Raw genomic sequence first — 24065 nt, forward strand, 5'->3', positions numbered from 1 at the left:
GGAGACACCACCCACGACGGAGAGTGAGACCATGGTGGTCGACTGGGCGCTCACGGCGGTGTTCGCGGCACTGGTGCTGCCGTGCGTGCTGCGGCTGGTCCGCCTCGACTACACACGGCTGGGCCACGGCGTCCGCCACGGCGACCTGGCGGAGCTGCTGCTGGTGGTGGCGATGGTGGCGATGCTCTCCCCGGTCGGCGGCCCGATCCCGGCGGCGGGCTGGCAGGCGGTGCTGGCGCTGACGACGGGCTGGTTCGCGCTGGCCTGGTGGCGGAGCCGCACGTGCGCCCATCACGCGCTGTCGGCGGCGGCGATGCTGTACATGGTGACGGCGATGCCCCACGGCGGAGCGGACCACGGACCGTGGCTGACGATGCCGGCCATGGACGCCCGGGTGGCGGTGCCGCTGGTAGCACTGGTGGCGGCGGGGTATTTCGTGGCCGACGCGGCGTGGTCGGGAGTGCTGGCGGTCCGCGGCTTGGCGGTCGTGGGGTCCGGCTCGGGCGCGGGTGCGGCGTCCGGCCAGGCGTCGCGCGCGGTGTGCCGGGTGGCGATGGGGGCCGGGATGGGTTACATGCTGCTGGCCTCGGCTTTGTGAGCACGGCCCGGTGAGCACAACACCGAGAGGTCCCCGCCCAGGGGACCCCCGGATTTCACGTTACCGGAGACCACCGACAATTCCGGGCGCTGAGGCGGGCCGGCGACTTTCAGCCCGCGACCCGCCGCACCTCGCCCAGCGGGCTCTCGCCGGGCTCCGGCAACTGCTCCGCCGGGTGCTCGGCGGTCCACTGGCCGGCCGCCGCGATGTCCTTCTTCAACGCCGTGATCAGGTCCTCCGCGGAGGCGTACTTCTCCTGCTCGCGCAGGTGCGACCCCAGCCACACCACCAGTGTCTCGCCGTACAGGTCGCCCGAAAACTCCAGGACGTGGGCCTCCAAGAGGCGGTACCCGTCCGCGCCGTAGTACGTCGGGCGGCGGCCGACCGAGATCGCCGCCGGGAGCCTCGTTCCGTCCGGGCGGCCGATCCAGCCCGCCCACACTCCGTCGCCCAGCGAGCCGGCCTGGTCGGCCAAGGCGATGTTCGCCGTGGGGAAGCCCAGCTCGCGGCCGCGCTTGTCACCCGGCTCGACCGTTCCGCGCACCACGAAATATGCAGTCACCCCACCACGGTAGCGGCTCGGACAACCCGGCTCAGGAAGTGGACACCAGCACCGTGTCCGCCAGCACCGGCGCGTCGTCCCGCGAAGGAGCCGTCGTCGTCACCAGCAGCCGGCCGCCCTCGGCGCGCCACACCCGGATCCGCAGCGTCTCGCCCGGGAACACCACCCCGGCGAACTTCGTCGCGAACGACGCCACCCGCGCCGGGTCGCCGTCCAGGAACTCGTTCACCAGCACCCGCGCGACGATCCCGTACGTGCACAGCCCGTGCAGGATCGGCCGGTCGAAGCCCGCCGCCCGGGCGAACGCCGGGTCCGCGTGCAGCGGGTTGCGGTCGCCGCACAGCCGGTACAGCAGCGCCTGCTGCGGCAACGTCGGCGTCTCGAGCACGAAATCCGGCGCACGCGAAGGCCAGTCGATCTTGTCCGAAGGTCCCCGCGAGCCGCCGAAACCGCCTTCCCCGCGGGCGAAGATGCTGGACCGGGCCGTCCACAGTGGATCGCCGGTCGACGACGTGACCGCCACCTCCTGGACCACCACCGCCGCCTTGCCCTTGTCGAAGACGTCGGCGATCCGCGACCGCGCCACCGCCTTCCCGGACGTCGGGATCGGCTGGTGCAGCGTGATCTCCTGCTTGCCGTGCAGCACCTTCGCCAGGTCGATCTCCACCCCGGGGAACGACACCGCCGGCGGGTCGAACACGCGCAGGTTGGCCGCGACCGTCGCGAACGTCGGCAGCACCACCAGGTCCTGCTCGTAGGTGTAGCGCAGTTCGTCCGGGCCCGCGCCGAGCGCCAGGTGGTACAGCAGCACGTCCGACGACGTCCAGGCGAAGCTCACCTCGCCGATCTCGGCACCGATCGCGATATCGGGGTCGATGGGCACGCGGGGACTCCTATTCGTAGCTGATCGAGACCTCGTCGGTGACCGGCAGCGACTGGCAGGCCAGCACGATGCCGTCCGCCATGTCGTCGGCGTCCAGCACCTCGTTGTGCAGCATCTTCACCTCGCCGGAGACGACCCGGCACGCGCACGCGCTGCACTGCCCCTCGCGGCACGAGTACGGGGCGTCCATGCCGTCTTCCAGGAGCCGGTCCAGCAACTTCCGCTGCCGCGGCCACACCATCGACCGAGTCTCCCCGTCGAGGGTCACCGTCAGCGCGGCGGGGGACGAGTCCGGAACCGGCTCTTCCTCGACGACCTCGACGGTCTCTTCGAACGGGTTCCCGGTCAGCGACGTGAACTTCTCGACGTGCACCCGCTCGCGCGGCACGCCGAGCTGCCCGAGCGCCTCCTTCGCCGCCGCCATGAACGGCGCGGGCCCGCACAGGAACGCCTCGTGGGACGTGTACGCCGAAGCCAGCCCGCGCAGCTGCGAGACGTCCGGCAGGCCCTGGACGCTTTCCAGCCAGTGGATGACGACCAGCCGGTCGCCGTGGCGCTTGGCCAGCGACGCCAGTTCGCCCGCGAAGATCACCGAACGCTCGTCGCGGTTCGCGTAGACCAGCACGACCCGGCCGGAACCGGTCTCCAGTGCCGTCTTGAGGATCGCCATCACCGGCGTGATACCGCTGCCGCCGGCGAACAGCAGGAAGTCCTCGTCCACCGACGACGGGCAGAACACCCCGGCCGGCGCCAGCACGTCGAGCTGCATCCCCGGCTGCAAGGACGAGCAGATCCAGCTCGACCCGTACCCGCCGTCGGTGCGCTTGACCGTCACCTGCACGCGGTTCTCGTGCGGCGCGCTCGACAGCGAATAGCACCGCGCCACCGAACCGGTCTGCTCGCTCGGGATCCGCAAAGTCAGGAACTGTCCCGCCGAATAAGCAAAGGCAGAAGCGTGCTCGGGCGGGATCTCGAAGACCACCGACCGCGCGTCCGGCGTTTCGACGACGACGTCGGCGACGGTCAGCGTGTAGACCCGCTCAGCCATCGGCCACCGCCAGCGTGCCTTCGCGCACCGCGTCGCCGATGCTGTCGGCCAGCTTCGGGCACGTGTCGAGCAACGCCGACGGGCCGTCGGCGTCCGCGAACACCGGGCAGCTGTCGGCGGGGCGGGACGTCCACTGGATGCTCGTGTGCTGGATGCTGTTCTTCTTCACCAGCACGCACGTTCCGCAGCTGCGGCACTCGTGCGGCCGCAGCCCGCCCGACAGGAACTCGGTCTGCTCGGCGGTCGTCACACTTCCGCCTCGGTCTTCTGCCGCGCCAGGTTCTCGGCCACCTCCGCCGCCCACGCCTCGTTCGCCTTCGAAGTGTCCACTTCGAACTCGAAGCGCCGCGTCATGTCCTCGGTGACATCGGCGACGTCGACGTAGAACTGCTGGTACCACCGGCGAAGCTGGTAGACTGGACCGTCCTCTTCGCACAGCAGCGGGTTGTCGATCTGCGTCTTGTGCTTCCAGATCTCGACGTCCTGCAGGAACCCGGCGCCGATCCCGCGGGCCAGCTTCGCGGCGATCTTGTCGGCGTGCTCGTCGGAGATGCCCGGCGGCTTGCGCACCTTCATCCCGTACTGCAGCACGAACGACGTCGGCGTCACCGGGTAGTGGCAGTTGATGAGCACGCTCTCGATCTCGTAGCCCTGGAACGAGTTCACCAGCTTGTTGATCATGTAGGACGGCCCGAAGTACGACGCCTCCGACCGCAGCAGGTTCTCCTCGCCGCCGTAGTTCGACGCCATGCCCATGTCCGGGCGGCCCTTGGTGTTGAGGTACTGCGTGGCGATGTGGCCTTCGAACACGTTCTTGAAGTACGTCGGGTAGGCGTAGTGGATGTAGAAGAAGTGCGCCATGTCCACGACGTTGTCGATGATCTCCCGGCAGTTGGAGCCGTCGATGAAGATCTCGTCCCAGGTCCAGTTGCTCCACTCGGCGCTGTCGGCCGCTTCGATCCGCGGGATCGCCAGCTCCCCGGGCGGTGGGTTGCCCTCGGGGTCGTGCCAGACGAGCAGCTGCCCGTTGCGCACCTCCGTCGTCCACGACCGCGTCCGCGCGCGCAGCGGAACCCGCTTGGCGTAGGGGATCGAGACGCACTTGCCCTTGCCGTTCCAGCGCCAGTCGTGGAACGGGCAGGCCACCTCGTCGCCCTTGACGGTGCCCTGGGTGAGGTCGCCGCCCATGTGCCGGCAGTAGCCGTCGAGCACGTGCAGCTCGCCGGCCGAGTCCGCCCACACCACGAGCTTCGTGCCGAACGCGGTGATCGCGTGCGGCTTCCCGTCGCGGAAGCGCTCCGCCAGGCCCAGGCAGTGCCAGCCGCGGGCGAACCGGGTCGGCGGCTCACCGGCGTAGATGGTGCGTACCGAATCCTGCGTCATCGCTGCCCTCCCGTGGTCCCTCGATCTTCGTGCGCCAGCCGCGTCGCCGCAAGGTAGCCGAACACCATGGCGGGACCGATGGTCGCGCCGGGCCCGGCGTACGTCCGGCCCATCACGGCCGCGCTCGCGTTGCCCGCGGCGAACAACCCCGGCACCGCCGAGCCGTCTTCGCGCAGCACCTGCGCGTGCTCGTCGGTGCGCAGCCCGCCCTTGGTGCCCAGGTCGCCCGGGACGATCTTCACCGCGTAGAACGGCGCTTTGTCCAGCGGGCCGAGGCTGGGGTTGGGTTTGTTGCGCGGGTCGCCGTAGTAGTGGTCGTACTTGCTGACCCCGCGGTGGAAGTCCTCGTCGACGCCGTTGCGCGCGAAGCCGTTGAAGCGCTCGATTGTCGCTTTCAGCGCGGCGGGCGGGATGTCGATCTTCGCCGCCAGCCCGGAGACCGAAGACGACTTCGCCGCGATCCCGGCCTTGTACCAGCGGCCGGGCAGCGGCTGGCGCGGCCCGATGCCGGTGAACATGTACCGGTCCTTGTAGCGCTGGTCGAACACCAGCCAGGTCGGGATGTGCGCGCCCGGCCCGTCCCCGGGCCCGTACATCGCGTGCACGGCCTCGACGTAGGGCGCCGACTCGTTGACGAACCGCTCGCCCCGCGCGTCGACCATGATGCTGCGCGGCCGCGACCGCTCGGCCAGGGCGAACCACGGGCCGCCGGTGAGCGGCAGCGACGGCCCCCACCAGGCGTCGTCCATCAGGTCCAGTGCCGCGCCCAGCTTGAGACCGGCCGTGATGCCGTCGCCGGTGTTGGCCTCGGCGCCGACGGTCCAGTCGATGCCGATCGGCGCGCGCTGGTACTTCTCGCGCATCTCGAGGTTCCGTTCGAAGCCGCCGCTGGCGAGGATCACGCCTCGCCGGGCTTCGACGACGCCGTTTTCGACGACCACCCCGGTCACGCGGTCGCCGTCGACCTGCAGGTCGACCAGCGGGGTGTTCAGCCGGACCTCGACCCCGGCCCGGGCCAGGCCGACCCGGAGGCCGGCCGCAAGCGCTTGCCCCATGCTGAGCAGCTGCTGCCCGCGGAGCTTGCCGACGAGCCACTGCCGGCCCAGCGACAGCAGCCGCAGCGCTCCGCGCGGGTGCCGGGCGAGGAGGCTCAGCCAGCGGTAGTCCGCCTGGGTGATCGGCACGCCGAGCGGGGGAGCGCTGTACGGCGGTTCGAGGTGGGCCAGCTCGGCGCCGAGCAGCTTGCCGTCGAGGGCGGCCGGCTCGACCGAGCGGCCGCCGGGGCGCCCGCCGGGCGCCTCGGGGTGGTAGTCGCTGTAGTCGCGGACCCAGCGGAACTCCAGCGGCGTGTGGTCGCAGACGAACCGCAGCACCTCGGGCCCGTGCGCGAGGAACGTGTCGCGCCGGACCGCCGGCACGACGTCGCCGACGATCGAGGCCAGGTACTCGCGCGCCCGTTCGGGTGGGTCGTCGATCCCGGCGGCGCGCAGGGCGTGGTTGCCGGGCAGCCAGACACCGCCGCCGGACCGCGCGGTCGAGCCGCCGAAACAGCCCGCCTTCTCCAGGACCACTACGCTCAAGCCGTTGTGGGCCGCAGCCAGCGCGGCGGTCATCCCGGCGGCACCGCTGCCGACCACGACGACGTCGAACTGCTCCGTCATGCCACCTCACTTGTAACGTGTTCCACAGACCGAGTACCCAGTTGAGAGCCGCTTTCGGTCACCATAGACGAGAACGTGTTTCAGTTCTAGGGTAGCGACCATGGACGCACTCGTCGCGGACGTGGTCATCGTGGGTTTCGGGGCGGCCGGCGCCTGCGCCGCCCTGGAAGCGGCCGACGCGGGCGCCGACGTCATCATCGTCGAACGCTTCGCCGGGGGCGGGGCCAGCGCGGTCAGCGGTGGCGTCGTCTACGCCGGCGGCGGCACCGGGCAGCAGCTCGACGCCGGCGTCGACGACTCGGTCGACGCGATGTACGCCTACCTGCGCATGGAAACCGGGGACGTCGTCTCCGAACAGACGCTCCGGCGGTTCTGCGAGGGCAGCCGCGAGATGATCACCTGGCTGGAGGGCAACGGCGTGCCGTTCGAAGGCAGCCTCTGCCCGTACAAGACGTCGTACCCGAGCGACGACCACTACCTCTACTACTCCGGCAGCGAGGCCGCCGGCGGCTTCCGCGACGCGGCGAAGCCCGCCCCGCGCGGCCACCGCGTCAAGGGGCCCGGGACCTCGGGGAAGATGCTGATGGCGCGGCTCAAGGCGGCCGTGCGCGCCCGGGGCATCCGGGTGCTGACGCAGACGACCGCCCGCAGCCTGATCCGTGACGACGCCGGCCGCGTCACCGGGCTCGTCGCCGACACCCTGAGCGGCGCCTCCGCGTCGATCCGGGCGCGGCACCAGCGCTTCGCGCAGTACGCGGCGAAGCCCGGGATCTACGTGCCGTCGCTGCGCAAGTCGCTGCACCGCCGGGTCGAGCGCTTCGAGCGCGCGCACGGCCGTGAGCTGCGGATTTCCGCCCGGCGCGGGGTCGTGCTCGCCGCCGGCGGCTTCATCGCCGACCGCGAGATGGTGCGCGAGCACGCGCCGGCCTACCGCGGCGGGCTCCCGCTCGGCACGTCCGCCGACGACGGCGCCGGCATCCGGCTCGGCATCTCGGCCGGGGCCGCGACCGGCGAGCTCGGCCGGATCTCCGCGTGGCGGTTCATCACGCCGCCGAGTGCGTTCCTCGGCGGGATCATCGTCGACGCCGCCGGGCGGCGGGTCATCGACGAGTCCCGGTACGGCGCCGCGGTGGGCGAGAAACTCATCGAGGAGCACGGGAGCAAGGGCTGGCTGCTCGTCGACGCGCCGATCGTCGCCGAGGCGCGGCGGGACGCGAGGGCGCAAAGCCAGTGGTTCCAGGCGTTGCAGCTGCGGTACCTGCTGCGCCGCGGCCGGGTCGTGGGGGAGACGGTCGAGGAGGTGGCGCGCAAGGCCGGCGTCGACCCGCAGGGGCTGCGCGCGAGCGTCGAGGCCTACGACGGCGACCGGGATCCGGTGGGCAAGCCCACCGAGTTCGTGCGGCGCCTGGACAACCCGCCGTACTCGCTCATCGACATCTCGGTGCGGCCGAACCTCGGGTACCCCACGCCGATGCTCACCCTCGGCGGCCTGGTCGTCGACGAGGACACCGGCGCGGTGCGGAGCACGGCCGGGCAGCCGATCCCGGGGCTGTACGCCGCCGGCCGCACCGCCGTGGGAATCTGTTCCAGGTCCTACGTGAGTGGGCTGTCGCTGGCGGACTGCGTGTTTTCCGGTCGCAGAGCGGGGATCAACAGTGCCCTGGCGCAGGGCGTTCTCGACAAAAACGAGAACGTGTTCTAGTCTCTGGGGAGTGGAACAGAGAGAGGACTGCGCATGAGCGAGCAGGTGATCGCCGGGGTCCGGGACCTCCTGCCGGTCCTGCGGGAACGGGCCCAGGACACCGAGGACGCGCGCCGCGTCCCCGAGGAGTCCGTCAAGGCCCTGCAGGAGACCGGGTTCTTCAAGCTGCTGCAGCCGAAGCTCCACGGGGGTTTCGAAGCCGACCCGACGAGCTTCTACACCGCGGTCAAGCTGATCGCGAGCGCCTGCGGGTCCACCGGCTGGGTCGCCTCCATCCTCGGCGTCCACCCGTGGCACGTGGCCCTGTTCGACGCGCAGGCGCAGCAGGAGGTCTGGGGCGAGGACCAGGACGTGCGGATCTCCTCGTCGTACGCGCCGATGGGCAAGGCCGAGGTCGTCGAAGGCGGTTATCGCCTTTCGGGCCGGTGGAGCTTCTCCTCCGGTTGTGACCACTGCACGTGGGTGCTGCTCGGGGGACCCGCGTTCAAAGACGGCAAGCCGGTCGACTTCTGCACCTACCTGCTGCCGATCGCCGACTATTCCATTGTGGACGTCTGGGACACGGTCGGCCTGCGCGGCACCGGGTCGAACGACATCGTCGTCGAAGACGTCTTCGTGCCGCAGCACCGGGCGCTGAGCTTCATCGCGACGTCGAAGTGCAAGGTGCCGGGCCAGGCCGTGAACCCCGGTCCGCTGTACCGGCTGCCGTACGGCTCGGTGCACCCGACCACGATCACCGCGCCGATCATCGGCATGGCCCAGGGTGCCTACGACGCGCACGTCGAGCACCAGCGCAAGCGCGTCCGGGCCGCGTACGCCGGTGAACAGTCCAAAGAGGACCCGTTCGCCAAGGTGCGGATCGCCGAGGCGGCCAGTGAGATCGACGCCGCCTGGCTGCAGCTGACCCGCAACATCGAGGAGCTGTACGAGCTCGCCAAGCGCGAGGAGCGGCTGCCCGCGGACCTGCGGCTGCGCGTCCGGCGCGACCAGGTGCGCGGCACCGAACGCGCGATCGCCGCGATCGACCGGCTCTTCGAGAACTCCGGCGGCCGCGCGATCCAGCGGGGCACTCCGATCCAGCGCTTCTGGCGCGACGCGCACGCGGGCCGCGTCCACGCGGCCAACGACGCCGAGCGCGCGTACGTCATGTTCGGCACCGGCGCCTTCGGGCTCCCCGTCGAGAACGCGATGTACTGATGGCCGCGCCCGAAGGCAAGTACGTCCAGGCTGGTTCGCTCAAGCTGCACTACCACGAAGCCGGCGCCGAGCACGCCGAGACGGTGATCCTGCTGCACGGCGGCGGGCCCGGCGCGTCGGCGTGGAGCAACTTCGGGCGCAACCTGCCGGAGTTCGCCAAGCACTACCGGACGATCGCCGTCGACCAGCCCGGCTTCGGGCGGTCCGACAAGCCGGCCGAGCACCCGCAGTACTTCCGGCACAGCGCGGACGCCGTCGCCGGCCTGATGGACGCCCTCGGCATCGAGCGTGCCCACTTCGTCGGCAACTCCCTGGGTGGGGGCGCGGCGGTCCGGTTCGCGCTGAACCACGGCAAGCGCGCCGGGCGGCTGGTGCTGATGGGGCCGGGCGGGCTGAGCGTCAACCTGTTCGCGCCGGACCCGACCGAGGGCGTCAAGAACCTCGGGCGGTTCGCGGCCAAGCCGTCGCGCGAACGCATGGAAGCCTTCCTGCGCATCATGGTCCACGACCAGGCGCTGGTCACCGACGAGCTGATCGACGAGCGCTTCGCCGCGGCGAACACGCCCGAGTCCCTGGCCGCCATGCGCGCCATGGGGATGTCGTTCGCGCAGCCGGACACCTACGAAGAAGGCCTGCTCTGGCGCGAAGCCCACCGCCTCCGCCAGCGCGTGCTCCTGATCTGGGGCCGCGAGGACCGCGTCAACCCGCTGGACGGCGCGCTGGTGGCACTCAAGACGATTCCGCGCGCGCAGCTGCACGTCTTCGGCGGCTGCGGGCACTGGGCCCAGCTGGAGAAGTTCGACGAGTTCAACCGGCTGGCCCTCGACTTCCTCGGGAGTTCCTGATGGGCATCCGGTCACTGGGCTACCTCCGCATCGAAGCCACCGACATGGCCGCGTGGCGCGAGTACGGGCTCAAGGTGCTCGGCATGGTCGAAGGCAAGGGCGAAAACCCCGACGCGCTCTATCTGCGCATGGACGACTTCCCGGCACGGCTGGTGATCTCGCCGGGCGACGCGGACCGGCTGGCCGTCACCGGCTGGGAGGTCGCGCACGCGGCGGAGCTGGCCGAGCTGCGGTCCCGTTTGGACAGTGCGTCGGTGCCGTACAAGGAAGGCACGCCGGAGGAACTGGCCGACCGGCGGGTCGACGAGCTGATCAGCTTCGACGACCCGTCCGGCAACACCCAGGAGGTGTTCCACGGCGTCGCGTTGCAGCACCGGCGCGTGGTCAGCCCGTACGGCCACAAGTTCGTCACCGGCGAGCAGGGTCTCGGCCACGTCGTTTTGTCCACCAAGGACGACGAGGCGTCGCTGCGGTTCTACCGCGACGTCCTCGGCTTCCGGCTGCGCGACTCGATGCGTCTCCCGCCGCAAATGGTCGGGCGGCCCGCCGACGGCCCACCCGCGTGGCTGCGGTTCTTCGGCTGCAACCCGCGCCACCACAGCCTGGCGTTCCTGCCGATGCCGACACCGTCCGGGATCGTGCACCTGATGGTCGAGGTGGAGAACACCGACGACGTCGGCCTGTGCCTCGACCGCGCGATCCGGCGGAAGGTGCCGATGTCGGCCACGCTCGGCCGGCACGTCAACGACCTGATGCTGTCGTTCTACATGAAGACCCCGGGCGGCTTCGACGTCGAGTTCGGCTGCGAAGGCCGTCAGGTCGACGACGACAACTGGATCGCCCGCGAGAGCACCGCGGTCTCGCTGTGGGGCCACGACTTCTCGGTCGGCGCGCGACCCCCGGGCGCATGACGTCCGTGGCGGTCGACCAGACCGAGTTCCGCAGCGTGCTCGGGCACTTCTGCACCGGCGTCACGGTCGTCACCGGCCGTGACGGCGACACGCTCGCCGGGTTCGCCTGCCAGTCGTTCGCGGCGCTGTCGCTCGACCCCCCGCTGGTGCTGTTCTGCCCGGCCCGCACGTCGCGGACGTGGCCGGTGCTCGCCGCCGCGGGGAAGTTCGCGGTCAACGTGCTGGCGGAGGACCAGCAGGAGGTCAGCGCGGTGTTCGGCGCCCGCGGCGAGGACAAGTTCGCCCGGTTCCCCTGGACACCCGCGCCGTCGGGCGCACCCCTGCTCGACGGCGCGCTGACCTGGATCGACTGTGCTCTGGAAGCCGTCCACGAGGCGGGTGACCACTACGTCGTGATCGGCCGCGTCACCGCGCTCGGCGCGCCTTCGGACGCCCGCCCGCTGCTGTTCCACCGCGGCCGGTACGCCGTCACCGAACCGGCCCGCGACGCGCTCGCGGCGATGCTGCCCTGGCCGCGTCCCGACGACTGGCTGTAACCACCGGTCGCGACCGGGTGGTTGTGCACGGGTTCACAGGTGGGCCGCGTCCCATTCGCGAGAGAAAGTCGAGCCTCGGCGCGCACACTGTTACCGAGAAGACACCTTCCCGGGAGGAGTGAGTCGCGCATGCGTGGGCCCAGCGGACGGATCGCCCGGTTCGGGCGGCGGATACGCCCCGGCCGCAACCCCCTGGCCCGGACGGGTGACCGCGTCGAAGCGCTCCTGCTGCTCCTGGCCGTCGCCGGCGCGTTGCTCGCGATCCCGTTCGCGGCGGCCTTCGGCTCCGAGACGTACGCGGCACAGACGGCCCGCGCGGCCCAGGAGCAGGCCACCCGCCACCCGGCAACGGCGGTTTCGCTCGCGGCGGCGGCCGGCCAGCCGTACAGCACCGACGGCGCCGGAGCCCCGGCCGCCCAGGCCACGGTCCCGGCGGCCTGGGTCGACGCCCGCGGCACCCGCCACACCGGCGACGTCCTCGCCGACCCGGGCAGCCCGGCGGGCACCCACGTGGCGATCTGGCTGGACCAGCGCGGCGAGCTGGCGGGCGAGCCCCTGTCGGCCGCGACCTCGGTGGCGGACGGAGTGTTCGCGGCCATCCTCCTGTGGGCGGCGATCACGGGAGCGTTGGCGGGGCTGTACGCGACCGCCCGGTTCGTGTTGATCCGCTTCCACGCGGCGGCCTGGGACCGCGCGTGGTCCCAAGCCCGCCATGACAGCCGGTTCTGACTTACTTCCAGCGGAAGCGCGGCCGCCCTCCCGGCCTCGGCGCCCGGGTCACAAGGTCTGCCACCAGCCGTCGACCGGAGGTGGAGCGGTGACGTCGATGCGCTCGCCCGGGCGGGGGATTGCCAGCGGGAGGTCGGCCTCCTTCGCCTCGGTCCACACGCGGTCGGCCGGCTCGCCCCACGGGTGCATCGCCAGCTGGAACGTCGCCCAGTGCACCGGGACCAGCAGCTTCGCCCGGACGTCGAGGCCCGCCGCGACGCCCTCCTCCGGCGTCATGTGGATGTCCGGCCAGTGCGGGGCGTAGGCACCCACCTGGATCAACGCCACGTCGAACGGGCCGTGCGCCGCGCCGATCGCGGCGAACCCGGCGAAATACCCCGTGTCGCCGCTGTAGAACACCCGGTGTGCCGGCCCCAGCAGCGCCCACGACGTCCACAGCGTGTCGTCGTTCGTGATGCCGCGGCCCGAGAAGTGCTGGGCCGGCGTTGCCACGAAGCGGACGCCGGCCACCGTCGCCTCTTCGTGCCAGTCGAGCTCGATGATCCGCGAAGCCGGGACGTGCCAGCGCTCCAGGTGCGCCCCGACGCCGAGCGGCACCAGGAACGGCGCCTCCGAAGAGGCGACCAGTGCGCGGACCGTCGCGAGGTCGAGGTGGTCGTAGTGGTCGTGCGAGATCACCACCGCGTCGATCCGGCCGACGCCCGACAGCGGGACCGGCGGCTCGTGCAGCCGCCGCGGGCCGGCGAACGCCGCGGGCGAGACGCGATCGCTCCACACCGGGTCGAGCAGTACGCGGGCGCCGTCGAGCTCGACCAGCGTCGACGCGTGGCCGTACCAGGTCAGGTGCAGGCCCTCGGCCGCTTCCACCGGTCCGGTGGCCACCAGCGGCACCGGGCCGGCGGGTTTGCGCAGCTCGCGGTGCTCGCCGAAGAACATCTCGCGGAAGATGGTCCGCATCGACGCCGCGGTCATCGGGTGCCGCGGCGCCGCGTTGCGGAACACCTTGCCGTCGAACTGCGGCGAGGAGCGGACCCGCTCGGCCCGGGCGCCGGCGGCCTTCGCGCCGAACGCCGCCGGCAGGTCCCGGATGGCCGCGATCGTCTTCCTCATGGAACCGAGTCTACGAACGGTTCCTGAGAGGGGCCCCAGCTTCATGCAGGTGGGTGAGGGCCTGCCGGTAGGACTCGACCAGGCTCGTCTGCAGGTACGGGATACCCAGCTCGGCGCAGTAGGCCTGGACGATCGGCTGCGCCCGCCGCAGGTGCGGCGACGGCATGCTCGGGAACAGGTGGTGCTCGATCTGGTAGTTGAGCCCGCCGAGGGCGACGTCGGTGACGAGGCCGCCGCGGACGTTGCGCGAGGTCAGCACCTGCTTGCGGAGGAAGTCGAGCTCGGGACGCCCGGTCAGCGTCGGCATGCCCTTGTGGTTGGGCGCGAAGATCGATCCCATGTAGACACCCCACAGTCCCTGGTGGACGGCGAAGAACAGCAGCGCCATCCCGGGGGAGAGCACGGTGAACAGCGCGCTGAGGTAGCCGACGACGTGCCCGGCGAGCAACGCGGCTTCGATCTTCCGGTGGCGCAGGCCCGGCCTGCGGACCGCGCGGATGCCGGACCAGTGCAGGTTCAGGCCCTCGAGCGTGAGCAGCGGGAAGAACAGGAACGCCTGGTACCGGCCGATGAACCGGGGCACGCCGCGGCTGGCGCGGGCCTGGTCCTTCGACCAGACGAGGATGTCCGGGTCGACGTCGGGGTCGAGCTCCTCGTGGTTCGGGTTGGCGTGGTGGCGGGTGTGCTTGTCCATCCACCAGCCGTAGCTCATCCCGATGCCGAGGTTCCCGGCGAGCATCCCGGCGATCTCGGTCGGCCGCCGTCGCCGGAACACCTGCTTGTGCGCGAGATCGTGCGAGAGCAACGCGATCTGGCCGAACATCACCGCCAGGAACGCCGCGACGGCGAGCTGCCACCACGAGTTCCCCAGGAGGAAGAAGGCCACCCACCCGGCGGCGAACAACCCGGTGACGACGGCGATGCGGGCGGTGTAGTAGCCGGGCCGGCGCGCCATCAGACCGGCGGCGGCGATGCGGTGGCTCAGCCGGGCGAAGTCACTGCCGACTTGGTTCTCTGTGGTGGTCACCCACCCGAGTCTTCGCGACGGGGGAGCGCGCCGGAATCCTGCCCGCCCCAGGCGGTTTCGGGGGGCCAGCCCTACCGGTCGCGCTTGGGTCAGGAGCCGATGTACTCCGCGAGGTGCTTGCCCGTCAGCGTCTTCTTCCGCGCCTTCACCAGCTGCGCCGGCGTTCCCTCGAACACCACCCGCCCGCCGTCGTGGCCGGCGCCCGGGCCCAGGTCGATGATCCAGTCCGCGTGGGCCATCACCGCCTGGTGGTGCTCGATGACGATCACCGACTTGCCGGCGTCCACCAGCCGGTCCAGCAGGCCCAGCAGCTGCTCGACGTCCGCCAGGTGCAGGCCCGCCGTCGGCTCGTCCAGGATGTACACCCCGCCCTGCTCCGCCATGTGCGTCGCCAGCTTGATGCGCTGCCGCTCGCCGCCGGACAGCGTCGTCAGCGGCTGGCCCAGTGTCAGGTAGCCGAGGCCGACGTCGGACAGGTGCGTCAGGATCTTGTGCGCCGCCGGGAGCTTCGCGTCGCCGTCGGCGAAGAACGCTTGAGCCGAAGCCACCGACATGCCGAGCACCTCGCTGATGTCGCGGCCGCCGAAGGTGTACTCCAGCACGTCGGCGTTGAACCGCTTGCCCTCGCACACCTCGCACGGCGTCGCCGTGCCCGCCATGATCCCCAGGTCCGTGTAGACCACGCCGGCGCCGTTGCAGTTCGGGCACGCGCCTTCCGAGTTCGCGCTGAACAACGCCGGCTTGACGCCGTTGGCCTTGGCGAACGCCTTGCGGATCGGCTCCAGCAGCCCCGTGTACGTCGCCGGGTTGCTCCGGCGCGAGCCGCGGATGCCGGTCTGGTCGACCGTCACCACGCCCTCGCCGCCGGACACCGAGCCGTGGATCAGCGAGCTCTTGCCCGAGCCCGCGACCCCGGTCACCACGACCAGCACGCCGAGCGGGATGTCGACGTCGACGTCCCGCAGGTTGTGCGTCGACGCCCCGCGCACCTCGAGGAAGCCCGACGGCGTGCGCACCGACGGCTTCAGCGACGCGCGGTCGTCCAGGTGCCGTCCGGTCAGCGTGCCGGCGGCCCGCAGACCGTCCACAGTGCCCTCGAAGACGATCTCGCCGCCTTCGGTGCCGGCGCGCGGCCCGAGGTCGACGACGTGGTCGGCGATCGCGATCGCCTCCGGCTTGTGCTCCACGACCAGCACCGTGTTGCCCTTGTCGCGCAGCTGCAGCAGCAGGTCGTTCATGCGCTGGATGTCGTGCGGGTGCAAGCCGATCGTCGGCTCGTCGAAGACGTAGGTGACGTCGGTCAGCGACGAACCGAGGTGCCGGATCATCTTGGTGCGCTGGGCTTCCCCGCCCGAAAGCGTCCCGGATGGACGGTCGAGCGAGAGGTAGCCGAGGCCGATCTCGACGAACGAGTCGAGCGTGTGCTTCAGCGCGTCCAGCAGCGGCGCGACCGACGGCTCGGACAGCTTCGCCACCCACTCGGCGAGGTCGCTGATCTGCATCGCGCAGGCGTCGGCGATGCTGATCCCGTCGATCTTCGACGACCGCGCCTCCGCCGACAGCCGGGTGCCGTCGCAGTCCGGGCAGGTCTGGAACGTCACCGCGCGCTCGACAAACGCGCGGATGTGCGGCTGCATCGCGTCGACGTCCTTGGACAGGAAGGACTTCTGGATCGACGGCACCAGCCCCGAGTAGGTCAGGTTGATGCCTTCGACCTTGATCTTCGTCGGTTCCTTGTAGACCAGGTCGTTGAACTGCTTCTTGGTGAACTTCTTGATCGGCTTGTCCGGGTCGAAGAAGCCGGAGCCGCGGAAGATGCGGCCGTACCAGCCCTCCATGCTGTAGCCGGGGATGGTGATCGCGCCTTCGTTGAGCGACTTGTTCTCGTCGAACAGCGCGGTCAGGTCGATGTCGTTGACCTTGCCCCGGCCCTCGCAGCGCGGGCACATGCCGCCGGTGATGCTGAAGCTGCGGCGTTCCTTGATCTGCCGGCCACCCTTTTCGATGGTGACCGCGCCGGCCCCGCTGATCGAGGCGACGTTGAACGAAAACGCCTGCGGCGAACCGATGTGCGGCGTGCCGAGCCTGCTGAACAGGATGCGCAGCATCGCGTTGGCGTCGGTGGCGGTGCCGACCGTGGAGTGCGGGTTGGCGCCCATCCGCTCCTGGTCGACGATGATCGCGGTGGTGATCCCGTCGAGGACGTCGACGTCGGGTCTGGCCAGCGTCGGCATGAACCCCTGCACGAAGGTGCTGTAGGTCTCGTTGATCAGCCGCTGCGACTCGGCGGCGATCGTGCTGAACACCAGGGAGCTCTTGCCGGAGCCGGAGACCCCGGTGAACACCGTCAGCCGCCGCTTGGGCAGTTCGACGCTGACGTCCTTGAGGTTGTTCACGCGCGCGCCGTGGACGCGGATCAGGTCGTGGCTGTCGGCGACGTGCGGCGCGGTCTTCCTCGTGGGCTTGCTCATCGGGGTACTCCAGCTTTCGTTCGGGTCAGCGCAGTTCTTGGATGCGGACGAGGTTTCCGGCGGGGTCGCGGAAGGAGCAGTCGCGGATGCCCCACGGCTGGTCGGTCGGTTCCTGGACGACCTCGGCGGCACCGGCCTGCACCCGTTCGAAGGTGCCGTCCAGGTCGTCGGTGGCCAGGTTGACCGCGGCGAAGGTGCCCTTGGCCATCATTTCCGTGATGGTCGCGCGTTCCTCATCGGACAGGTCCGCGTAGGCGGCGCCCGTCGGCTGCAGCACGAGCGACGTGTCGGGCTGGCCGGGCAGGCCGATCGTGAGCCAGTGCTGGCCGCCGTAGTCGACGTCGTTGCGCACCTCGAAACCGAGGGTGTCGCGGTAGAAGGCCAGTGAGGCCTCGTGGTCGTGGTGGGGGAGGAAGGTCTGGTGAATGGTGAGGTTCATGGGAATCACGCTACTTTCGGGCCGGCGGCCCGGGCTTCTCGATTCCTGATCGCTTCGACGGCTTGCCGGTATCCGTGCGGGGAAAGGCCGTAGGCGTCCCGGAACCGGCGGACGAACAACGCGACGGGCAGGCCCGCAACGCGCGCGAGTGCTTCGACGTCCAGCGGCCGCGCGTATTCGGTGTCGATGCGGTCGCGGACCCGGCGCAGCAATACCAGCTCGCGGAAATGCTGGTGCGCGGCGATGTTCAGGCTGAGACACATGTCGGGGTCCCTTCGTGGGTGCGCCCGAGGACTGCCCGGGCGGCGATCGGGAGCAGCAGGAGGGTCAGCACGCCGGACAGCGCGAGACCGCCGGTGCTGCCGGTGAGTTCGATCAGGGGGCCGCCCAGTGCCAGCCCGAGCGGGGCGGCCACCGTGGCGCCGGTCGTCCAGAGCGTGACGACCTGCTGCTGCTCCCCGGGGGCGAGCCCGGACTGCAGGAAGCTGTAGGCGACCGGGGTGAACGGCGCGTACACCAGGCCGCCCAGGCCGAAGACGAGCAGGGCCACGACCAGGTCGCCGGTGACGGCGAGCGCGATCGGGCACAGCGCCCACAGGCCGATGATCGCGACGAGCAGCGGCCGCTGCGGCAGGTTCCGCAGCCGGCTGACGAGCGCGGCGCCGAGGAACGCGCCGACCCCGAGCGCACCCCACAGCACCCCCAGACCGGACGCGCCGGCGTGCAGCGTCCCGCTCACGTAGAGCGGGAGCGCCACTTCGACCGGCATGTACAGGAAGTTGAAGAAGAACTCGACGACCAGCAGCCGCGCGGCGACCGGGCGGCGGCGCAGGATCCGCCAGCCGGATTCGTGGGTCGCGCCGTCGCGCAGCGCGTCCCGGCTCTCGGTCCCGCGGGGGACGCACGCCAGCGTGGCGGCCAGCAGGACCAACGCCCCGCCCGCGTCGACGAAGAGCGCGACGCCCGCGCCGGTGGTCGCCACGATCACCCCGCCGAGCACCGGCCCGGCGATGTAGAGCGCGAACGTCGTGTTGAGCCCGAGCAGCCCGTTGACCGAGAACCGGCCGGCCTCGCCCGCGGCCGACGTCGCCAGCAGGCGGCGGCTGCTCGACCCGGCCAGCCGGAAGGTCGCGCCGAAGAACAGGCCGGCGATCAGCACCGGCAGGGTGAGCCGGCCGGTGACGGCCAGGACGCCGAGGACGGCGAAGGTCACCGACCGCAGCACGCAGTCGGCGACGAGCAGCGTGCGCGGCGGCACCCGCACCCGGCCGAGGCCGATGGCCAGGGCCAGCACGGTGGACAGGACGAACGGCGCGGCCTCCACGAGCCCGATGGCGATGGCCTTCGGGACGTTGCCGTGGAGGGACAGCGTCTGCACGGGCATGGCGACCAGCAGCATGCCGGTGCCGATGTTGGCCAGCAGGTCGCCCAGCAGGAGCCCGGCGATCCGCCGGTCGCGCAGGACCCGGCGGTAGCCGTGCGTCGTGGTCAGCGCAGTTCCTGGATGCGCAGCAGGTTGCCGGCCGGGTCGCGGAAGGAGCAGTCGCGGATGCCGTAGGGCTGGTCGACCGGCTCCTGGACGACCTCGGCGCCGCCGTCCCGCAGCTTGGCGAACAGCGCGTCGAGGTCCTTGGTCGCGAGGTTGACCGAGGCGTAGGTGCCCTTGGCCATCATCTCGGCGATCATGCGGCGTTCGTCGTCGGTCAGGCCGGGCGTCGCGGCCACCGGCGTCAGCACGATCGAGGTGTCGGGCTGGTTCGGCGGCGCGACGGTGATCCACTGCATGTCGCCGTACTTGACGTTCTGCCGGACCTCGAAGCCGAGGAGGTCGCGGTAGAAGGCGAGCGAGGCCTCCGGGTCGGTGTGCGGGAGGAAGCTCGAGTGAATGGTGACGTCCATGGTGGTCACACTATGTGGCCGCCGACGGCCGCGCTTCTCGATTCCTGATCGGTCTGGTGACCTGCTTGGCCACGCACGGCGGCATCCCGACGGTGGCCTCGGCCTGCTGCTCGCGGTAGACGCTCGGAGGCATCCCGACCAGCTCGGCGAACCGGGTGCTGAAGGTGCCGAGCGACGAGAAGCCGACGTCGAAGCACACCTCGGTGACGCTCAGCTCGCCCTTGCGCAGCAGCGCCATCGCCCGTTCGATCCGCCGCGTCATCAGGTACGAATACGGTGACTCTCCGTAGGCTCGCCGGAACTGCCGGCTGAGGTGCCCGGCGGACATGTTCACGCCACGAGCCAGCGCCTCGACGTCGAGCGGCTGCGCGTACTCCCGGTCGATCCGGTCCCGGACCTTGCGCAGCAGCGCGAGGTCACGCAGGTACTGCGCCGTGGCGGCGGTGCTGGTCACGGATGAATCCTGCCATAACGGACCGGCCCCGTGGCGAACTTCGCGACCCGCTGCCGAAGCGCCCCAATGTGGCCTTGGTTGCGTTGAACGCAGCCAAGGTGGCCTTCGGTGCGTTGAACGCACCGAAGGCCACATTGGGGCGCTCGGGGCCGGGGTCAGCGGAGGGCGTCGCGGAGGGTTTCGCGCAGCCAGCGCTGGGCCGGGTCGGCGTCCAGCCGGGCGTGCCAGGACAAGCGGACCTCCAGGTCGGGCAGGTCCGCCGGGACCGGGAACCAGCGCAGGCCGAGCGCGGGACCGTACTGCTCCGCGAGGCGCTCGGGCAGGAGACCGACGTACCCGCTGGAGGCGACCACGAGCGCGGCGACGGCGGAGGTGGGCACGACAGCCACGACGTGGCGACGCAGGCCCGCCGCGTCGAGCGCGTCGTCCAGTGGTCCGCGGGCGAGGCCGCGGCGGGACGCCGAGACGTGCGGGAGGCGGCACAGCTGCGCCAGCGTCGGGCGGCGGCCCAGGGAACTGTCCGTGCGCACCGCCGCCACCAGCCGGTCGCGGTAGAGCACTGCCGAGTGGATGTCGGGGGCCGCCGGCTCACCCACGCCGATGTCCAGGTCGATCGAGCCGTCGCGCAGGGCCTCCGCGCTCTCGGCGCCCTCGGCCACGAAACGCAACGTCACCCCGGGAGCCGCGGACGAAGTGGCTTCGGCAGCAGCCGGAGCCAGGGTCGCGGCGACGCCGTCGTTGATGCGGATCGTGAACGTGCGTTGGAGGTCCGCGAGCGACAGCTCGGTGTTGACCAGGGCCGCCGCTTCCTCCAGCAGCGAACGCACCCGCGGCGCGGTGCGCAGCGCGAACGGCGTCGGCGCCAGCCCGCGGCCGGCGCGCACCAGGATCGGGTCGCCCATCGCCCGCCGCAGCCGGCCCAGCGCCCGGCTGGTCGCCGGGATGGACAGGTGGAGGCGCTCGGCCGCCGCCGTCACGCTCCCGTCCCGCAGGAGCGCGTCGAACACGCGCAGGAGGTTCAGGTCCAGCTGCTCGGACACAGTTGCAGCGTACGCAAAACACCCTTGCCAAAGTTGCGTGGCGCGCAGAAGACGGCCGTTCCTACCGTCGGCGTCATGCACCTCAAGGAAAGAACGAGCCTGCTCCCGATCATGTGCGCGTGCGTCGTCCTCGTCGTCGGGATGGTCGCGGCGGTCAACCTCGCCGTCCCGATGCTCGCCGCGAGCGCCCTGCGCCCGTCCGCGCCGGAGCTGGTCTGGATCGTCGACACCTACGTCGTCGTGTTCGCCTGCCTGGTGATCCCCGCCGGTGCGGCGGGCGACCGGTTCGGCCGCAAAGGCGTCCTGCTGGCCGGGCTGGGGCTGTTCGCGGCGGGGACGCTGTTGTCGGCGGTGGCGCCCGACGTCGCCGTCCTGCTCGCCGGCCGGGCGCTCACCGGGCTGGGCGCGGCCGCGGTGCTGCCCAACACGCTGGCCGTCCTGCTGCACGCCGTGCCCGCCGCGCGCCGGCCGGCGACCATCGCGACCTGGGCGTCGATGACCGGCATCGGCGGGGTGGCCGGCAACGCCGGCGGCGGGCTGCTGCTGGCCGGCGGGTCGTGGCGCTGGCTGTTCGCCGCTGCCGTGCCGGTCGCGCTCGCGGCCGCCGTGCTGGTCGCGCGCACCGCGCCGGTGTCGGCCCGCCACGACCGCCGTCTGGACCCCGTGGCCGCGCTGCTGCTGGTCGGTGCGTCGGTCGCGCTGCTGCTCGGGATCGTCCAGGGCCCGGAGGCGGGCTGGGGCAGCGCGGTCGTCGTGACCGGGTTCGCCGTGGCCGCCGTGCTGTTCACGGTGTGGGTGTTCGCCGAACTGCGCTCGGCGCACCCGCTGCTGGACCCGCGGCTGTTCCGGATCGCCGGTCTGCGCAGCGCCTGCCTCGGGATGACCGCGATCTTCTTCGGCATGTTCGCGCTGTTCTACGTCAACGCGTCGTTCCTGCAGTACGCCAAGGGCTTCGGCGTGCTGGCGACCGGGCTCGGGATCGTCCCGCTGACGGTGCCGATCATCCTCGGCGGACCGCACGTGGGGCGCCTGTCCCGGCGGATCGGCATCGAGGGAACCGTGGCGCTCGCCTTCGCGTTCGCCGGGGCCGGTCTGCTCGGACTGTCCACAAGCGACACGCAGACCTCGTACCCCGCCTACGCGGCCTGGCTGGTGGTGACCGGGCTGGGGGTGACGCTGGCGCTGCCGACGCTGTCGGGCGTGATCGCGGGTGCCCTCCCGGCCGCCCAGGCCGGCGTCGGCACCGGCCTGCAGGCCACGACCCGCGAGTTCGGCAGCGCGCTGGGCGTCGCCGTGGTCGGCACCGTGTCCACCGCCCGGTTCGCCGCGGCGCTGCCGCCGGACGCGCGCGGAGCGCACACCGTTGCCGAAGCTCTGGCCCGGACACCCCACGGGACCGGCGTGGTCTCGGCGTTCGTCTCGGGGACGGACGCCGGGCTGCGCGTCGCCGGGGTCGCGGTGCTCGTCCTCGGCGGGCTCGTCGTGGGGGAGTCGTGGTGGTCGCGCCGCGCACGGTGAAGACCGTCCCGGGGGTTCCCGTGCCCCCGGGACGGCCGTCGCACCGGTGCTGCAAGCCGTGGAGCTCCTTCCGGTGGCATACCCTTCCGCCGGAACGATCTCCACGGCCCGTGCGCCGCGGCGGAGTGACCCGCCGGGGCGCTCGACCCCGGGCCCCCGCCCGGTGCGCCGGAAGAAGGTCACCCCGGGGGCGTCGGGTTCCCTCGGGATGACCTTCTCCTGGCCCGCCGGGCGCTCGATCCTGCAACCCCGACCGGGGCTTTTCACGGACACGAGGCGGGCTGGGGGACGTTGGGGCCGGCCACCACACCACCCAGCCGCGGAGGGGGCGTGGTGGCCGGCAAGGGGACGGAGGCCGCCGCGCGCAGCCCCGTCCCGGCTTTCTCTACCTCCCCATCGGGATGGCCATGGTCGGCAGCGCCGCACCGGGCTGGGCGGCGAACGCCGTGGTCGGCGGGGCCGGCAACGACTGCGCGGGGAACGCCGTCGTCGGGATGTCGTTGGCGAACTCGCTCTCGAACTCGCGCTCGAAGGCCTGGTGGTCGAAGCCGCTGTCGAACTCCGGTGGCACGTCGGCCGCCAGTGCGGCGAGCGACGGCTCGACCGTCGGTACTTCGGCGACCTCCGGCGCGGGCGCGGGCTCCGGCTCGGGCACGTAGTCGGGCGCGGGCAGCCGGCGGTCGAGCTCGAGCATCCAGTCGAGCATCGCCCGCGGCTTGTTCCAGCAGGAGATGCCGACGAGCCTGCCGTCGCGGACGAAGCCGGTGATGCCGTCGGCCAGCGACACCGTGTCCTCGGCCAGCGACGGCATCCCGCACATCTGCAGACGCGTGTCGTACAGCGTCGACCAGGCGCGGGGGAGCGGGGTGAACGGGATGGCGCTCGAGTGGCCCATCAGCAGGTTGTCCGCCGCGTGCCGGGCCGACTCGACGGCGTTGATCCAGTGTTCGACCCGCCGCGGGGTCTCGTCGAAGCGCAGGTTCGGCCAGCGCGCGATGTCGCCGGCGATGACGACGTCGGACGCGCCCTCGGCGAACAGCTTCGAGTCACAGAGCACGCCGTCGCTGATGTCGAGGCCGGAGCCGCGCATCCAGTCGACCGACGGGACGCTGCCGATGGCGAGGACGACGACGCTGGCGACCAGCAGCTGGTTGTTCGTCAGGTGCAGCCCGACGGTGTCCTTGGTGCTGATCCAGTGCCGGACTTCGCTGCGCATCGCCAGGTTCGCGCGGTGCTCGTGGTGCGCCTCGACGATGCCGCTGGAGACACGGTCGCCGAAGCGGTGCAGTGGCGCCTTCGCGTGCCCGATCAGGGTGACGTCGCGGCCGATGTGCCGCATGCTCGCGGCGAACTCGTTGCCGATCAGGCCGGCGCCGATCACGACGGCCGGCTTCTTGCTGGCGTTGAGGCAGCGCCGCACGGCCATCGAGTCCTCGACCGTGCGCAGGATCCGCACGCGCGGGTCGTGCCGCGGCGCCCCGGGCAGGTGCCGCGGGTAAACGCCGGTCGCGGCGATCAGGCCGTCGTACCACAGGGATTCGCCGCCCGGCAGGTGCACGACCCGCTCGGTGGTGTCCAGGTGCGTGACCCGCGCGCCGAGCCGCCAGTGCACGTCGAGGTCGGGCAGGTAGTGCGAAAGGCCCACGTCGCTGGGCCGTTCGGTCCCCATCACCAGCGCCTTGGAGACCATCGGCCGGTGGTAGGGCCGGCGGGCCTCGTCGCCGATCAGGACGATCTCCCCGTCGAACTTCTGCTCCCGCAGGCGTTCCGCGGCTCGCAGCCCGGCGACGCCCGCACCGACGATGACGATCCGGTCGCCGTCAGCCATCGAGGTCCCCTCTCATCACGACCGCCTGCATCGGGCAGCAGCGGGCGGCCATCTTCGCCTGTTCCATGGTGTTTTCGTCCAGCAGCCGCGTGTGGAAGCGCAGGCGGCCGTCCTGGCCGAGGTCGAACACGTCCGGCGCCTCCATGGCGCAGATGCCGTAGAGCTCGCACCGGTCGTTGTCGACGCTGATCCGGGGCCCACTGCCGGGCAAACGGAAGGGCATG

25 protein-coding genes are annotated in these 24065 nt (G+C 71.5%); 8 read left to right on the forward strand and 17 right to left on the reverse strand.

Features of this window, described 5'->3' with window-relative positions; genetic code table 11:
• Positions 1-31: 31 nt before the first annotated feature.
• On the forward strand, positions 32-598 hold the full coding sequence (locus I4Q55_RS26815) for a DUF5134 domain-containing protein (protein ID WP_206791448.1): 567 nt from the start codon (positions 32-34) through the stop codon (positions 596-598).
• 109 nt (positions 599-707) lie between these two features.
• Here I4Q55_RS26815 and I4Q55_RS26820 read toward each other — a convergent pair whose 3' ends face one another.
• The 6 genes from I4Q55_RS26820 to kstD are packed head-to-tail and all read right to left on the reverse strand — an operon-like array spanning position 708 to position 6135.
• Complete coding sequence (locus I4Q55_RS26820) at positions 708-1160, reverse strand: riboflavin kinase (protein ID WP_206791450.1); 453 nt, start codon at positions 1158-1160, stop codon at positions 708-710.
• A 31-nt stretch (positions 1161-1191) separates the two neighbouring features.
• A complete protein-coding gene (locus I4Q55_RS26825; RefSeq protein ID WP_206791451.1) occupies positions 1192-2043 on the reverse strand; it encodes a MaoC/PaaZ C-terminal domain-containing protein in 852 nt (283 codons plus the stop codon).
• A gap of 10 nt (positions 2044-2053) precedes the next feature.
• Positions 2054-3091, reverse strand: coding sequence for a ferredoxin--NADP reductase (locus I4Q55_RS26830; protein WP_206791452.1), 1038 nt, complete (start codon positions 3089-3091; stop codon positions 2054-2056).
• Positions 3084-3341 carry a hypothetical protein gene (locus tag I4Q55_RS26835; RefSeq protein ID WP_091307932.1) on the reverse strand — a complete coding sequence of 86 codons (258 nt, stop codon included), beginning with the start codon at positions 3339-3341 and terminating at the stop codon, positions 3084-3086. Before I4Q55_RS26835 ends, I4Q55_RS26830 begins: the two co-directional genes overlap by 8 nt.
• Positions 3338-4474 carry a Rieske 2Fe-2S domain-containing protein gene (locus tag I4Q55_RS26840; RefSeq protein ID WP_206791453.1) on the reverse strand — a complete coding sequence of 379 codons (1137 nt, stop codon included), beginning with the start codon at positions 4472-4474 and terminating at the stop codon, positions 3338-3340. Before I4Q55_RS26840 ends, I4Q55_RS26835 begins: the two co-directional genes overlap by 4 nt.
• Complete coding sequence (gene kstD / locus I4Q55_RS26845) at positions 4471-6135, reverse strand: 3-oxosteroid 1-dehydrogenase (RefSeq protein WP_206791456.1); 1665 nt, start codon at positions 6133-6135, stop codon at positions 4471-4473. The genes I4Q55_RS26840 and kstD overlap by 4 nt, the downstream gene beginning before the upstream one ends.
• Positions 6136-6235: 100 nt before the next feature.
• Here kstD and I4Q55_RS26850 point away from each other — a divergent pair, with 100 nt between their 5' ends.
• The 6 genes from I4Q55_RS26850 (at position 6236) to I4Q55_RS26875 (ending at position 12055) form a co-directional block, all read left to right on the forward strand.
• Positions 6236-7837 (forward strand): FAD-binding protein, encoded by a 1602-nt coding sequence (locus I4Q55_RS26850; protein ID WP_206791458.1) that lies wholly within the window; start codon positions 6236-6238, stop codon positions 7835-7837.
• A 33-nt stretch (positions 7838-7870) separates the two neighbouring features.
• Positions 7871-9034 carry a 3-hydroxy-9,10-secoandrosta-1,3,5(10)-triene-9,17-dione monooxygenase oxygenase subunit gene (hsaA, locus tag I4Q55_RS26855; RefSeq protein ID WP_206791460.1) on the forward strand — a complete coding sequence of 388 codons (1164 nt, stop codon included), beginning with the start codon at positions 7871-7873 and terminating at the stop codon, positions 9032-9034.
• Complete coding sequence (hsaD, locus tag I4Q55_RS26860; RefSeq protein WP_206791461.1) at positions 9034-9879, forward strand: 4,5:9,10-diseco-3-hydroxy-5,9,17-trioxoandrosta-1(10),2-diene-4-oate hydrolase; 846 nt, start codon at positions 9034-9036, stop codon at positions 9877-9879. Before hsaA ends, hsaD begins: the two co-directional genes overlap by 1 nt.
• The gene (gene hsaC, locus I4Q55_RS26865) at positions 9879-10790 is read left to right on the forward strand and encodes an iron-dependent extradiol dioxygenase HsaC (protein WP_206791462.1); all 912 of its coding nucleotides are present in this window, start codon (positions 9879-9881) and stop codon (positions 10788-10790) included. The genes hsaD and hsaC overlap by 1 nt, the downstream gene beginning before the upstream one ends.
• Positions 10787-11326 carry a 3-hydroxy-9,10-secoandrosta-1,3,5(10)-triene-9,17-dione monooxygenase reductase subunit gene (gene hsaB / locus I4Q55_RS26870; protein ID WP_206791463.1) on the forward strand — a complete coding sequence of 180 codons (540 nt, stop codon included), beginning with the start codon at positions 10787-10789 and terminating at the stop codon, positions 11324-11326. Before hsaC ends, hsaB begins: the two co-directional genes overlap by 4 nt.
• A gap of 129 nt (positions 11327-11455) precedes the next feature.
• Complete coding sequence (locus tag I4Q55_RS26875; RefSeq protein ID WP_206791464.1) at positions 11456-12055, forward strand: hypothetical protein; 600 nt, start codon at positions 11456-11458, stop codon at positions 12053-12055.
• Positions 12056-12103: 48 nt separating this feature from the next.
• On the opposite strand, the gene I4Q55_RS26880 is transcribed toward I4Q55_RS26875, so the two are convergent.
• From I4Q55_RS26880 to I4Q55_RS26920, 9 genes are all read right to left on the reverse strand, one after another.
• Positions 12104-13165: an MBL fold metallo-hydrolase gene (locus I4Q55_RS26880; RefSeq protein WP_206791465.1), complete on the reverse strand. Its 1062-nt coding sequence runs from the start codon at positions 13163-13165 to the stop codon at positions 12104-12106.
• Positions 13166-13175: 10 nt separating this feature from the next.
• Positions 13176-14192, reverse strand: a complete 1017-nt coding sequence (locus I4Q55_RS26885) for an acyl-CoA desaturase (RefSeq protein WP_206791466.1) — start codon at positions 14190-14192, stop codon at positions 13176-13178.
• Between the two features lie 89 nt (positions 14193-14281).
• Positions 14282-16663, reverse strand: a complete 2382-nt coding sequence (locus I4Q55_RS26890; protein WP_206791467.1) for an excinuclease ABC subunit UvrA — start codon at positions 16661-16663, stop codon at positions 14282-14284.
• A 25-nt stretch (positions 16664-16688) separates the two neighbouring features.
• Complete coding sequence (locus I4Q55_RS26895) at positions 16689-17102, reverse strand: VOC family protein (protein WP_206791468.1); 414 nt, start codon at positions 17100-17102, stop codon at positions 16689-16691.
• Positions 17103-17107: 5 nt separating this feature from the next.
• A complete protein-coding gene (locus I4Q55_RS26900) occupies positions 17108-17365 on the reverse strand; it encodes a helix-turn-helix transcriptional regulator (protein WP_206791469.1) in 258 nt (85 codons plus the stop codon).
• On the reverse strand, positions 17350-18594 hold the full coding sequence (locus tag I4Q55_RS26905) for an MFS transporter (protein WP_206791629.1): 1245 nt from the start codon (positions 18592-18594) through the stop codon (positions 17350-17352). The genes I4Q55_RS26900 and I4Q55_RS26905 overlap by 16 nt, the downstream gene beginning before the upstream one ends.
• On the reverse strand, positions 18591-19001 hold the full coding sequence (locus I4Q55_RS26910; protein ID WP_206791470.1) for a VOC family protein: 411 nt from the start codon (positions 18999-19001) through the stop codon (positions 18591-18593). The genes I4Q55_RS26905 and I4Q55_RS26910 overlap by 4 nt, the downstream gene beginning before the upstream one ends.
• Before the next feature lie 10 nt (positions 19002-19011).
• The gene (locus I4Q55_RS26915) at positions 19012-19455 is read right to left on the reverse strand and encodes a helix-turn-helix transcriptional regulator (protein WP_206791471.1); all 444 of its coding nucleotides are present in this window, start codon (positions 19453-19455) and stop codon (positions 19012-19014) included.
• 155 nt (positions 19456-19610) lie between these two features.
• Complete coding sequence (locus I4Q55_RS26920) at positions 19611-20495, reverse strand: LysR family transcriptional regulator (protein WP_206791472.1); 885 nt, start codon at positions 20493-20495, stop codon at positions 19611-19613.
• 111 nt (positions 20496-20606) lie between these two features.
• On the opposite strand from I4Q55_RS26920, the gene I4Q55_RS26925 reads away from it, so the two are divergent.
• Positions 20607-22013: an MFS transporter gene (locus I4Q55_RS26925; protein ID WP_206791631.1), complete on the forward strand. Its 1407-nt coding sequence runs from the start codon at positions 20607-20609 to the stop codon at positions 22011-22013.
• A gap of 385 nt (positions 22014-22398) precedes the next feature.
• On the opposite strand, the gene I4Q55_RS26930 is transcribed toward I4Q55_RS26925, so the two are convergent.
• Both I4Q55_RS26930 and I4Q55_RS26935 read right to left on the reverse strand, forming a co-directional pair.
• Positions 22399-23841, reverse strand: a complete 1443-nt coding sequence (locus tag I4Q55_RS26930; RefSeq protein WP_206791473.1) for an NAD(P)/FAD-dependent oxidoreductase — start codon at positions 23839-23841, stop codon at positions 22399-22401.
• Positions 23834-24064 (reverse strand): ferredoxin, encoded by a 231-nt coding sequence (locus I4Q55_RS26935; RefSeq protein ID WP_206791474.1) that lies wholly within the window; start codon positions 24062-24064, stop codon positions 23834-23836. The genes I4Q55_RS26930 and I4Q55_RS26935 overlap by 8 nt, the downstream gene beginning before the upstream one ends.
• Position 24065 lies beyond the last annotated feature (1 nt).

Source organism: Amycolatopsis sp. MtRt-6, assembly GCF_017308975.1.
Lineage (GTDB): Bacteria > Actinomycetota > Actinomycetes > Mycobacteriales > Pseudonocardiaceae > Amycolatopsis.